Source organism: Streptomyces sp. NPDC004111 (assembly GCF_042874215.1).
Classification (GTDB): Bacteria; Actinomycetota; Actinomycetes; order Streptomycetales; family Streptomycetaceae; genus Streptomyces.
Map to the genome: position 1 here is coordinate 117,680 of NZ_JBIAMU010000019.1, position 12,474 is coordinate 130,153.

The following is a 12,474-nucleotide window of genomic DNA, read 5'->3' on the forward strand; positions in this document are numbered from 1 at the left end:
GGGGGGGGGGGGTTGGGGCGGGCGGCCGGGGGCACCGCGGGGGGGGGGGGGGCCACCCGGGGGGGGGGGGCCCCCCCCCGGGGGGGGGCGGGCCCCCCCCCCCGGGGGGCCCCGCCCCCCCTCGTACCCCGTATCAGTCCTTCTTCGGCTCCTCCAGGCGCGGGAACAGCACCGCGCCCTTCGTCACCGTCGCCCCCGCCGGCAGCCGGCCCCAGTCGGCCGCGTCCTGGACGCGCTGGTCGGCGAGCGCGCCGAGACCGGCCGCCTCCGCACCGAGCGAGTCCCACAGCTTCTGGGACGTCTCCGGCATGATCGCGTTCAGCAGGACGGCCATGGCGCGCAGCGACTCGGCCGAGGTGTAGAGGATCGTCGCGAGACGGGCCCGGCCTTCCGCCGAGTCGTCCTTGGCGACCTTCCACGGCTCCTGCTCCGTGATGTAGCCGTTGACCTGCTTCACGAAGTCGAAGATCGCCAGGATGCCGCCCTGGAAGTCCTGCTCGTCGCCGATCAGCCGGTCGGCCTCGGCGACGGCCTTCGCGAGGCCGTCGCGTACCGCCTGCTCGGCGTCGCCGGGGGCGTCCGCCGAGGGCAGCGTGCCGCCGAAGTACTTGCCGACCATGGCGGCCACGCGGGAGGCGAGGTTGCCGTAGTCGTTGGCCAGCTCGGACGTGTAGCGGGCGGAGAAGTCCTCCCACGAGAACGAGCCGTCGCTGCCGAAGGTGATCGCGCGCAGGAAGTACCAGCGGTAGGCGTCCACGCCGAAGTGCGAGGTCAGGTCCTGCGGCTTGATGCCGGTCAGGTTCGACTTCGACATCTTCTCGCCGCCGACCATCAGCCAGCCGTTCGCGACGACCTTGCCGGGCAGCGGGAGGCCCTGCGCCATCAGCATCGCGGGCCAGATCACCGCGTGGAAGCGCAGGATGTCCTTGCCGACGAGGTGCACGTCGGCCGGGAAGACCGACTGGAACTTCTCCTCGTCGAAGCCGTAGCCGGCCGCCGTCGCGTAGTTGAGGAGCGCGTCGACCCACACGTAGATGACGTGCTTGTCGTCCCACGGGACCGGGACGCCCCAGTCGAAGGTGGAGCGGGAGATCGACAGGTCCTGGAGGCCCTGCTTGACGAAGTTCACGACCTCGTTGCGCGCGGACTCCGGCTGGATGAAGCCGGGGTTGGCCTCGTAGAACTCCAGCAGCTTCGGGCCGTACTCGCTCAGCTTGAAGAAGTAGTTCTCCTCCTTGAGGATCTCCACCGGCTTCTTGTGGATGGGACAGAGCTTCGTCCCGTCCTCCGCCTCGATGAGATCGCCCGGGAGCTTGTACTCCTCGCAGCCCACGCAGTACGGGCCCTCGTAGCCGCCCTTGTAGATCTCGCCCTTGTCGTACAGGTCCTGCACGAACTCCTGGACGCGGTCCGTGTGACGCTTCTCCGTCGTCCGGATGAAGTCGTCGTTCGCGATGTTCAGGTGCTCCCAGAGAGGCTTCCAGGCCTCTTCCACGAGCTTGTCGCACCATTCCTGGGGCGTGACCCCGTTCGCCTCGGCAGTGCGCATGATCTTCTGACCGTGCTCGTCCGTGCCGGTGAGGTACCACACCTTCTCGCCGCGCTGACGGTGCCAGCGCGTGAGCACGTCGCCTGCGACGGTCGTGTAGGCGTGGCCCAGGTGAGGAGCGTCGTTGACGTAGTAAATGGGGGTCGTGACGTAGTACGCCGCCGCCCCCTGCTTCTCGATTCCAGTGGCCGCCATGCGGAAATCTTAATCGCCGGTACGGGGCCTCCTCACCCGCATAAAGCCCGAGCGGCCCGCACCGGGCCGTGGCGGGCCGCACACGGGCGGAGGGCCGCCCACCGGGGACGGCCCTCCGTGTGTTCCCGCCGTACGGGTCAGCCCTTGAGCCACTCCGCCGAGCCCGCCAGCAGCCCCTTGTACAGGGCGGCGTCGGTGAGGTCGGCGGGGGCGGGGCCCGCGTGGAAGAAGGCGGCGTTCGGCACGTCCAGCTTGCGCAGGTAGTCGAAGCCCTTGGCGTCGGTGTCGCCGAAGGCCACGAACTGCCAGAACAGCGGCAGCCGGGCCGCCTCCGCCAGTGCGGCGGTCGCGGCGCCCTTGGCCTCCGGCGCCCCGTCCGTCTGGAAGATCACCAGGGCGGGGCCGTCGTACTCGCCCTCCCCCTTGCTCTTCTCGTAGTGCTCGACGATCTCCTCGACGGCCCGGTGGTAGCTGGTGCGCCCCATGTGCCCGAGGCCGGCGTGCAGGGTGTCGATCTTCCCCTCGGCGTCGTCGAGGGTGATCGTGCCGGTGCCGTCGATGTCGGTCGAGAAGAAGACGACCGGTACGACGCCGCTGCCGTCGAGGTGCGCGGAGAGCGCGAGCGCCTGCTCGCCGAGCTTCTGGGCGCTGCCGTCCTTGTAGTACGGACGCATCGACCCGGACCGGTCCAGCACGAGGTACACCCGCGCACGGGCCCCCTCGGCCTCCACCTTCTTGAGCGCGCTCCCGGCGGCCCGGTACGCGGCGGAGATCTTGGCGGTACGGGCCTTGACCTGCGCGGCACTGAAAGCGGGCCCGGCGACGCGGGCAGGTTCCCCGACCGCCTCGGACGCGGCCCCGGCCTCGGCGGCGACGGGCTCCGGCTCGGCCTGGCCAGCCGTCTCGGGCTCAGCGGCCGGCTCGGCCTCGGCGACGGGCTCGGGCTTCGGCTCGGACTCCGCTGCGGGCACGGCCTCGGCGACGGGCTTGGCGTCGGCTGCTGCGACGGGCTCCGGCTCGGGCTCGACGACCGGCTCTGCGACCGGCTCTGCCTCGGCGGCGGCCACGGGCTTCGGCTCGGGCTCCGGCTCGGTGGCGGTGGCCTTCGGCTCGGGCTCCGCCACAGGTGCGGCTTCTGCGGCGGTGGCCTCAGCCTTGGTGCCCTCGGATTCGGGCTCCGTCACGGGTGCGGCTTCGGCGGCCACGGCCTCTGCCGTGGCGCCCTCGGACTCGGAGGCGGCCTGGGCTTCGGCGGTCTCGGGCTCCGCGACGGCCTCGGGCTCCGCGACGGCCTCGGGCTCCACGATGGCCTCGGCGACCGGCTCGGCGGCAGCCTCCGGCTCGGCGGCAGCCTCCCGCTCGGTGGTGGGTTCGGCCAGCGGTTCTGCCTCGGGGGCAGTCGTCGGCTCCGGCGCGGGGGTGGCCGTGTCCTCGGCCTGCTCCGGTGCCCGCTCCTCCGCCTTCGGCGCGGGGGGTTCCGCCACGACCGGGGGCGTCGTTTCCGCGTCCGCTGCCGTCTCCGGCTCAACCTGGCCAGGAATGAGGGCGGTTACCGACTCGACCTGCTCGGCCTGCTCGGTCTGCTCCGCCTTCTTCTCGGCGGTCGACTGGGACGGCACGCTCTTCTCGCGCGGGGCCGGTGCCGACTTCGGCTTGTCGAAGGCCTCGGCCACCAGATCCGCCGCCAGGCTGCCCCGCGACTCGTCCGCCGCCGCGTCCGCATCCTTCTCCGGCTTCGCGGACGGCTTCGAACTCGCCTCCTCCGCACGCGACTTCACCGAATCCGCGCTCTCCGGACGCTCCGCACCCCGGGCGTCGGCCGATTCGGCGGCCCCCTGCGTGCGCTCGGTCTGGGACGGGACCGAGGGAGCTGACGACTCGTTGGTCTGCTCCGAGTTCTGCTCCGACCGGCCGCCAAACACCTTGCGCAGCAAGCTCCGAATGCCCATGGGCGAGGCCTTTCGAGTGAGAGTGAGTGGGGTGCGTTGTATGTCCATGACTGGCGGGATTGATCCCTGACCAGGGGTGACACGTAAGGTTAGCGGCCGCGTTCCACCGGCCGGAGCAGTGGCTTCCGTGGCCCCGGGCATCCACGTTCCCAGCTCCCGATTGCGCCGGACGGGTGGGGTTTGTCCGAAGAACTGCGAATCGGAGTGGCGGTCCGTGCCTTCTCGTGCGTCGTCCGCATCATGAGGAAAGTACGAAAACCGGACATCCCGGAAACCGCTTCGACCCGTTCTCCCGAACGGTCCGACCCACCCGAACCGCATGACCTGCCCGACTCAAGGAGTCCTGCAATGAAGACGATGTGGACCGCTCTGCTCAGCGCGATCGTCGCGCTCCTCGCGACGCTCGGCTTCGCCGCTCCGGCGAACGCCGCCACCGTTCCCGCCGACACCACCACCGGTGGCCCCGCCGACGCCCCGCAGTCGCCGGCCCAGGCCCCGGCGACCCCGTCCCTCCTGGAACGGCTGCTCTCGCCGGGCGGAGGTGCCGCCGAGTCCGCCGTCTCCACACGCTGGTCCGCCGACGGCGTGATGCGCTCCGTGCCGCCGACCATGAAGCAGCGCATCCGCGCCGAGGCGCACGGCGGCTCCCCGTCGGTCCGCCAGGTGCCGGCCCTCGACCGTACGAACTCCCTCGCCCGGGACGCCCTCGGCCGCGACGACTTCGAAACGGCCGCCTGAGCCACCTGGGCACCGGCGTCCGACGCACACCGCGTCAGGGACGCGACACCCAGGAGCCGACGCTCCACGGCCGGACACCCCGTGGCCACGACGGGCATCACGCCCCGCGGCCACCGAGAGACGGTCGCGCAGGACCGAAGAGAACAACCGCAAGACGTCAGGAAAGCGTTCCGAGCCTGTACTCCAGCCCGTCCAGGGTCCGCTGAAGTCCGTAGTCGAACTTCGCGTCCCGGGTCTGTTCGGGACTCCTCCCCCGATGATGGTTCTGCCCTTCGCTGAGCCTCGGATACTCCTCCTTCGAGGCACGTGCGGCAGCGGCGGCCGTCAGACTGTCCACCCATTCCTCCTCGCTGCGGCCACTGCGCGCGATCATCGAGAGATAGGCGGCCTCACTGGTCGCGACCCCGATGACGTACGAGAAGACCGTGCTCATGGCCAGTTCCGTCTCCTCGCCCTCGAAACCGGCCGAGTGGATGACGGCGGCCAGTCGTTCCGAAGTACGCATGACGTTCGGCCCCAGGTGGACCAGACCCACCTGACCCAGTACGGAAGCGATCCACGGGTGGCGGAGCACCATCGCCCGCAGGCTGTAGGCACTGCTCACGGCCGCGGCACGCCACCCCGGCGAAGCGTCCACGTCCGGGACTTCCAGTTCCCCGTAGACCTCGTCCACGACCAGCTCGATGAGCTCGTCCTTGTTGGCGACGTGCCTGTAGAGGGACGTCGCGCCGGCGCCCAGGCGGGTGCCGAGCTTTCGCATGCTCAAGGACTCGATGCCGTCGGCGTCCAGCAGTCGTACCGCCTCCGCGACGATCTGCTCCCGGCTCAGCTGTTCCCGCTGCTTGGTGCGCGGGCGCGTCCACACGGACGCGATCTCCGGGGTCTTCTCGGCCGGGGCCATGGCGGGCCTCCCTCTCCTCGGTGCTTCCCGTTCTGCTGAGCCCCACCGTAGCGCACGCCGTTTGCCCATTGCGCACACCGTGCGCAATGCGTACAGTGTTCGCAACGAGAGTACGCCGTACGCCTCGCCCGGCAGGGCGTCGCACAGGGGAGGTTGGTCATGAAGAACGCAGAGCCGTCCGAGCGGACAGCCGCGGCAGGGACGAGCGCACGGCCGGTCGAGCGCGATCCGCGCCGCTGGATCATCCTGGTGGTGCTGTGCCTGGCCACGCTGGTGCTGGTCATCGACAACATGGCGCTCACCGTCGCCGTCCCGGCCCTCTCCGAGGACCTCGGGGCGAGCCCGCAGCACATCCAGTGGGTGCTGGAGTCCTACATCCTGGTCTTCGCGGGACTGCTCCTCACCTCGGGCAGCCTCTCCGACCGGTTCGGCAGGCGCCGGGTGATGGTGATCGGACTCGCGCTCTTCGGACTCGCCTCACTGGGCGGGGCGTTCGCCACCGAACCGGCCCAACTCATCGCCGCCCGCACGGCGATGGGGATCGGCGGCGCGCTGATCATGCCCAGTACCCTCTCCATCCTGATGACCGTCTTCGCCGCCGACGAACTGCGCAAGGCGATGGCCGTCTGGGGCTCCGTGTCGATGCTCGGCCTGATCGGCGGCCCGGTGCTCGGCGGTGCGCTGGTCACCCACTTCTCGTGGGGCGCGGTCTTCCTGATCAACGTCCCGGTGGCGCTCCTGGCCATCGTCGCCGCGCTCGTCCTGATGCCGGAGTCCAAGGGCCCCTGGAAGAAGGCCGATCCGGTCGGCGCGGTGCTGTCGGTGGTCGGCATGGTGGCACTGGTCTGGACGATCAACGAGCTTCCCAAGGGCGGTCTTTCGCACACCTCCACCCTGGTCTCGCTGGCCGTCGCCGTCGTCACGCTGACCGTGTTCGTCGTCTGGGAGCTGAAGGCCGAGTCGCCGATGGTTCCGCTGCGCCTCTTCAAGGACCGCAACTTCGCGGGCGGCAGCCTCTCGCTCACCCTGGTGCAGGTCGGCAACGGCGGTCTGCTGCTGGTCGTCACCCAGTACGTGCAGTTCGTGCTCGGCTACTCGCCCACCGAGGCAGGCTCCTCCTTCATCCCGATGGCCGTCGCCGCCCTCGCCTGCAACGGCCTCGGCGCCACCCTCGGCCAGCGGATCGGCAACCGGGCCATGGCCGCGATCGGCCTGGTCGTCCTGGCGGGCGGGTTCGTCGCCCTCGCCTCGCTCAACCCCGGTGACAGCTACGCCCTCCTGGCGGGCGGCATGGTCGCCATCGGTGCCGGTGCGGGTCTGGCGATGCCGGCCGCGATCACCGCGCTGATGGGTGCGATTCCGGCCGAGCACGCCGGTGTCGGCTCGGCGCTCAACGACACCATCCAGCAGGCCGGTGCGGCGCTCGGCGTCGCGGCCCTCGGTTCGATCCTGGCCACCGGCTACACCGCCGCGATGCCGGAGGCGGCACCGGAGGCGGCCCGCCACTCGATCAGCGAGGCGCTGGCCCTCGCGGCCCGGAACGGGGACGGCGTGCTGGCCCGGACGGCCCGGGAGGCGTTCACCTCGGGCATGAACACCACGTTCCTGCTCAGCGCGGTGGGTGTGGTCGCGGCCGCGGTACTGGCCTTCGTGATGATGCGGGACGCGAAGAAGGGCCCGGGTCAGGCGGAGCGGGGCGAGGAGCCCGCGCCGGTGGAGGACGCGGACGAGCGGCCGGGGGCGGCGGAGCAGCCGCTGATGAGCACCGCCCGCTGACCCCACGTACCGCCCGTACATCACGTACCGCCCCACACCATCCCATACGCCCCGTACCACCACGTACCGCCCCGCACCACCCCGTACGACCGCTCTCCGCCCCCCGGCTCCCGGACCGTGCCACGGTCCGGGAGCCGGGGGCTTTCGGGTGACCCGGCCGTGCGCGCGTGTGTGCCGGTCGGCTGGACTTCACCCTTCGTTCATCCGCAGTGCCCCGGGTGCGCCCCGTGGGGCACCTAGTGTCACGGCCGAAAGCCAACTGCCCATTTCGTACGTAGGTGCGTACGTATCCGCGGGCAACCCATCCGGAGGGGACCGACCGTGCGCAACCTGCTGCCGCTGCTCAACCCGTCGTCGCACGGGGGCGCGCGCTCCGCGCTGACGTGCCGTTACCGCTGTGGCGACGCCTGCTTCCAGGAAGTCCCGAACACCAGTGACAACGAGTACGTCGGCGATGTCATCGCGGGGGCGCTTTCGCGCCGTTCGATGATGCGCGCGGCGGCCGTCGTCACGGTCGCGGCTGCCGCCGGTACGGCGCTGACGACGGCCCAGGCCCCGGAGGCGGTCGCGGCGGGCCACGGCCACGGCGGCCACGGCCACGGCGGCCACGGCGGCGGGCACGGTTCCAAGGGCAAGGCCGCCCGCGGTCTGCGCTTCACCCCGGTCGCCCCCAACACCGACGACAAGGTCACCGTCCCCGAGGGCTACACCCAGAACGTGGTGATCCGCTGGGGCGACCCGATCCTGCGCGGCGCCCCCGCCTTCGACCCGGAGAACCAGACCGCCAAGGCGCAGGCCGGTCAGTTCGGCTACAACAACGACTTCCTCTCGCTGCTGCCGCTGCGCGGCGAGCGCGGCCGTCAGGTGCTGGTCGCCAACCACGAGTACACCGACGAGAACCTGATGTTCCGCGGGTACGACGCCAAGAACCCGACCCGCGAGCAGGTCGAGATCGGCAAGGCCGCGCACGGCCTGGGCGTCGTGGTCGTCGAGGAGACCCGTCGCGGCAACGGCCTCGTCGCGGTCCCCCGCCACCACCTCAACCGCCGCATCACCGCCGACACCCCGATGCGGCTGACCGGCCCGGCGGCCGGCAGCAAGCTGCTCCGCACCTCGGCCGACCCGACCGGCCGCAAGGTCCTCGGCACCTTCGCCAACTGCGCCGGCGGCACCACCCCGTGGGGCACCACGCTGCACGGCGAGGAGAACTTCAACGGCTACTTCGCCAACGCCGACCACGACGCCAGCCCCACCGACAAGCGCTACGGCATCGGCAAGGGCGAGACCGAGCGCAAGTGGGAGCGGTTCGACAAGCGCTTCGACGTGAAGCAGGAGCCGAACGAGTCGCACCGGCACGGCTGGGTCGTCGAGCTCGACCCGTACGACCCGGACTCCACCCCGCGCAAGCGGACCGCGCTCGGCCGCTTCAAGCACGAGGCCGCGCAGCCCCGGCTGACGGACGACGGCCGCCCCGTCGTCTACATGGGCGACGACGAGCGCTTCGACTACCTCTACAAGTTCGTCTCCTCGAAGCGGATGAAGAAGGGCAGCTCGCGGGCCGCCCGCGAGCACAACCTGACCCTCCTCGACGAGGGCACCCTGTACGTCGCCAAGCTGACCGGCGACTCTCCGACCACCGAGATCGACGGCACCGGCAAGCACCCCTCGGACGGCGAGTTCGACGGCAGCGGCGTATGGATCCCGCTTGCCACCGGTGACAGGTCGCACGTCCCCGGCATGACCGCCGAGGAGGTGTACGTCTTCACGCGCCTCGCGGGCGACAAGGTCGGCGCCACCAAGATGGACCGCCCCGAGGACGTCGAGCCGTCCCCGCGCACGGGCCGCGTGTACGTCGCCCTCACCAACAACACCGACCGCGGCAAGCCCGGCAAGCCCGGCGCGGACGAGGCCAACCCGCGCAACCAGAACAAGCACGGCCAGATCCTCGAACTGGCCGAGCACCGCAACGACCCGGCGCAGACCCGCTTCGCCTGGAGCCTGTTCCTGGTCGCCGGCGACCCGAAGGACCCGGCCACCTACTTCGCGGGCTTCCCCAAGGACCGGGTGTCGCCGATCTCCTGCCCGGACAACGTCGCCTTCGACCCGCACGGCAACCTGTGGATCTCCACCGACGGCAACCAGCTCGGCACCCACGACGGCCTCTTCGGCGTCGCGGTCTCCGGTGAGCGCCGGGGCGAGCTGAAGCAGTTCCTCACCGTGCCGAAGGGTGCGGAGACCTGCGGTCCGCTCATCCAGGACAACCGCGTCCTGGTCGCGGTGCAGCACCCGGGCGAGCTGGACGGCGCCTCCGTCGAGAAGCCGGGCTCCACGTGGCCGGACGGTCCGGGCAAGCTGGTGCGCCCGGCGGTCGTCTCGGTCTGGCGCAAGGACGGCGCCGACATCGGCGTCTGATCCGCCTCCCGAGGTCCCGTAGTGGCCCCGCCCCCTCGTGGGGCGGGGCCGTCGCCCGTTCCGGAACGGGCGGCGCCGCACTCCCCCGCCCCGGGACGAAACCGGCGGAAATACGCCTTCCCGGGGCTGGAAAGGATCACTTCCCCTGTGGGTCCATGGACACCGGAGCACGGGCACGGGCGTTCAGGGGCGGTGGTTCGCGTGGGTGGCTGGACCGACTGGTGGGAGGTTCCGGGGCGGGTGACCGGTTACCCCTCGGCGTGCGCGCGGGCGTACGGCCGGATCGAACTCTTCTCGATCGGCCCCGACTACCTGGCCGTCCGCAAGGCGGACCCGTGGTCGGCCGATCCCTGGGAGAAGCTCGGCGCGCCCGGCTCGCTGGGCATTCCACCGGCCGTGGTCTCGATGCGGCAGGAGAACATCGAGGCCTTCTTCCACTTCGGCCACCGCAACACCTACAACTCCCTCAAGGCCACCCCCTGGAGCGGCTGGTACCCCTTCGACTGCCAGTCGCAGTGGCCGATCGCCGTCTGCTCCTGGGGCCCGAACAGGATGGACCTCTTCAAGGTGGGCACCGGCGACGGACGCGCCCTGGGCCACAAGTGGTTCGAGAACGGCGTCTGGTCGAACGGCTGGGAGAACCTGGGCGGCCAGTTCGGCAACGGCGTCGCCGCCGCGAGCTGGGCACCGGGCCGCATCGACGTCTTCGGCGTCGGGTACGGGAACCGCGCGATCTGGCACAAGTGGTTCGACAACGGCTCCTGGTCCAACGGCTGGGAGGACATGCAGGGAATCACCAACGACGCCCCTTCGGTGGCCAGTTGGGGCCCCGGCCGACTGGACCTCTTCCATACGGGCCTGGACCGCGCGGTGTACCACAAGTGGTTCGCGGGCGGCTGGTCCGGCTGGGAGAACATGGGCGGCATCGCCTGGAGCGGTACGGCGACGGCGGCGCCGGGACCGGGGCGGCTCGCGTTGTTCCACCGGGGGCGGGAGAACACCATCTGGGTACGGAAGTTCGGCTTCTGAGGGCGTGAGCGATTGAGCGCGTGAGGGTGTGAGTGATTGAGGGCGTGAGCGCGTCGGCGCGGTGCGACCGGGGGCGGGCTTCGGCCCGTGCGTTCAGCCCCTCACGCCGGGCACTTCCCCGCCTTCGGGGCGCTGCCCTCGACCAGGACCCGTACCAGGGCGGCCTGGACGCATTCGTTGCCCTGCGTGGTGACGCCGTGGAGGTCGCCGCCGACCTTCAGGAGCGGGGCGTTCAGCCGGGAGGCCACCTTCTCGGCGCCCGCGAGCGGGGTGCGGGGGTCCTTCTCGGTGCTGACGATCAGCGGGCGCGGCCCGGACGGCGCCTTGACGGCCCCGAGCGGCGATCCGGTGCCGGGCCAGGCGGCGCAGGGGGCGAAGTCGGCCGCCACGGAGGGGCCCGCGGGTTCGTTGCGGGCCTTCTCGGCGGTGGCGGCGACCTCGTCGAGCAGGGCCTTGGTGTCCTGCGGCCAGCGGAAGTCGGTGCATTTGTTGGCGAGGTCGAAGGCGAGGCTGTTCGGTACGGGCCTGAGCGCCTGGGCGAGGTCGGCGGGCGCCTTGCGGTCGGCGAACTTCCGCAGGTCGTCGGTGGCACCCGCCGTACTGTCCGAGGCCTTGTCGACGGCGCGCGCGAACCCGGGCCACAGGGCCGGGTCCTGGGACACCGCGTTCACCGACCTGACCAGGTCGGGCGACTTGGCGAACACCGCGGTGACCGCGTCCAGCGGGTTCTCGGCGAGGGCGCACTCGGCGGGCCCCGCCCCCCTGCACCAGGGCAGGAAGCCGCTCAGCGCGGCCCTGACCTGCTCGGCCTGCCGGGTCTTCGCGTTCTTGTCGCGGGCTGAGCCGGCGTCCGCCAGGTCGAGGACGGAGCCGACGGCCTCCGCCGGGCCCGTACGGTCCGGGTCGGCGGTCCCGTCCAGGACGGCGGCGCGCACTCGGTCGGGGTGGGTGGCCAGGTACTGCTGGCCGAGCAGGGTCCCGTACGAGATGCCGAGCAGGCTGATCCGGTCCTCTTCGAGCGCCCTGCGGATCGCCTCCACGTCCTGTGCGGCGGACTTGGTGCCGAGGTGGCCGGTCAGGGGGCCGTACTTCTTCGTGCAGGCAGCCGCGTACTTCTTCACCTCGGCGGTGACGGCGGTGAGGTCCACGGAGGTGGGGACGAGGGTGTTGCCCTCCCTCAGCTTCTCGACGGCCTCGCCGGGCTCGCCGCAGTCGACGTCGGGGGTGGAGGCGTGCGAGCCCCGGCGGTCGAACCCGACGATGTCGAACAGGGCGCGGAACTGGGGCGGCAGCAGGTTGGCCACGGTGTACCGGCCCTGGAGGCCGGGCCCGCCCGGGTCGATCAGCAGTACGCCGATGCGCCGTCGGCGGTCGGTCGCGGGGACGCGGGAGATGGCGAGCGCGGTGCTCCCCGAGTCCGGTTTCGCGGCGTCCACGGGGACCTTGAGGGTGGCGCACTCGCGGGTGGGCTGACCGGTCAGGGGACAGTCGGCCCAGTCGGACTGGAATTCGGGGCGGGGTGGGGCAGGCGGGGGTGGGGGCCCGGTGTTGGTGCTGGTGGCGGTGCCGGTGTGGGTGGGGGAGGGGGGTGTTTCGGGGGTGGGGGTGCTACAGGCGGTGAGGGTGGTGAGGAGGAGGGCGAGGGTGATCAGGAGGGGGCGGGTGAGGGCGCGGTGGGTGTGTGGTGGCACTTTGCCGGGCCCCTTTCCCGCGGGGTGGGTGGTGGTCTCGGTCAGCTTGGGTGGGGTGGGGGTGGGGCGCATCCTGGGTGGGCCGGATGGGTCGGGGGGCGCCCCGTCAGGGGCGCGGGGAACTGCGCGAGCAACCACGCTCCTCCCGCGCGTGCGCACTCTCCCCTGGTGGGCTCGCCACTCGGGGTCCGGGGCGGAGCTCCGGTTTCGGGAAGGGGCGGGGTGGGGTGAGGC

Annotated in this window: 8 protein-coding genes; 4 read left to right on the plus strand and 4 right to left on the minus strand. The window is 71.5% G+C overall.

The genetic code is table 11. From position 1 onward, the window contains the following. Positions 1-133 precede the first annotated feature (133 nt). On the minus strand, positions 134-1,744 hold the full coding sequence (metG, locus tag ACFYVL_RS32395; protein WP_389251228.1) for a methionine--tRNA ligase: 1,611 nt from the start codon (positions 1,742-1,744) through the stop codon (positions 134-136). 137 nt (positions 1,745-1,881) lie between these two features. Beyond that, a complete protein-coding gene (locus ACFYVL_RS32400) occupies positions 1,882-3,693 on the minus strand; it encodes a VWA domain-containing protein (protein WP_389251230.1) in 1,812 nt (603 codons plus the stop codon). A gap of 348 nt (positions 3,694-4,041) precedes the next feature. On the opposite strand from ACFYVL_RS32400, the gene ACFYVL_RS32405 reads away from it, so the two are divergent. Beyond that, on the plus strand, positions 4,042-4,431 hold the full coding sequence (locus ACFYVL_RS32405; RefSeq protein WP_389251232.1) for a DUF6344 domain-containing protein: 390 nt from the start codon (positions 4,042-4,044) through the stop codon (positions 4,429-4,431). Positions 4,432-4,588: 157 nt separating this feature from the next. Here ACFYVL_RS32405 and ACFYVL_RS32410 read toward each other — a convergent pair whose 3' ends face one another. Continuing rightward, a complete protein-coding gene (locus ACFYVL_RS32410; protein WP_389251234.1) occupies positions 4,589-5,332 on the minus strand; it encodes a TetR/AcrR family transcriptional regulator in 744 nt (247 codons plus the stop codon). A 159-nt stretch (positions 5,333-5,491) separates the two neighbouring features. On the opposite strand from ACFYVL_RS32410, the gene ACFYVL_RS32415 reads away from it, so the two are divergent. The 3 genes from ACFYVL_RS32415 (at position 5,492) to ACFYVL_RS32425 (ending at position 10,549) form a co-directional block, all read left to right on the plus strand. Next, positions 5,492-7,108 (plus strand): MFS transporter, encoded by a 1,617-nt coding sequence (locus ACFYVL_RS32415; protein ID WP_389251236.1) that lies wholly within the window; start codon positions 5,492-5,494, stop codon positions 7,106-7,108. Positions 7,109-7,429: 321 nt separating this feature from the next. After that, positions 7,430-9,520, plus strand: a complete 2,091-nt coding sequence (locus ACFYVL_RS32420; RefSeq protein WP_389251237.1) for a PhoX family protein — start codon at positions 7,430-7,432, stop codon at positions 9,518-9,520. A gap of 240 nt (positions 9,521-9,760) precedes the next feature. After that, a complete protein-coding gene (locus tag ACFYVL_RS32425) occupies positions 9,761-10,549 on the plus strand; it encodes a hypothetical protein (RefSeq protein WP_389251239.1) in 789 nt (262 codons plus the stop codon). A 101-nt stretch (positions 10,550-10,650) separates the two neighbouring features. Here the strand turns inward: ACFYVL_RS32425 and ACFYVL_RS32430 are convergent, their stop codons facing one another. Next, positions 10,651-12,240, minus strand: coding sequence for an alpha/beta hydrolase (locus ACFYVL_RS32430; RefSeq protein ID WP_389251241.1), 1,590 nt, complete (start codon positions 12,238-12,240; stop codon positions 10,651-10,653). Positions 12,241-12,474: the final 234 nt, after the last annotated feature.

Bases quoted from the DNA above. Each gene is read 5' to 3' on its own strand.
- metG (WP_389251228.1), bottom strand. From the start codon at position 1,744: ATGGCGGCCACTGGAATCGAGAAGCAGGGGGCGGCGGCGTACTACGTC.
- ACFYVL_RS32400 (WP_389251230.1), bottom strand. From the start codon at position 3,693: ATGGGCATTCGGAGCTTGCTGCGCAAGGTGTTTGGCGGCCGGTCGGAG.
- ACFYVL_RS32405 (WP_389251232.1), top strand. From the start codon at position 4,042: ATGAAGACGATGTGGACCGCTCTGCTCAGCGCGATCGTCGCGCTCCTC.
- ACFYVL_RS32410 (WP_389251234.1), bottom strand. From the start codon at position 5,332: ATGGCCCCGGCCGAGAAGACCCCGGAGATCGCGTCCGTGTGGACGCGC.
- ACFYVL_RS32415 (WP_389251236.1), top strand. From the start codon at position 5,492: ATGAAGAACGCAGAGCCGTCCGAGCGGACAGCCGCGGCAGGGACGAGC.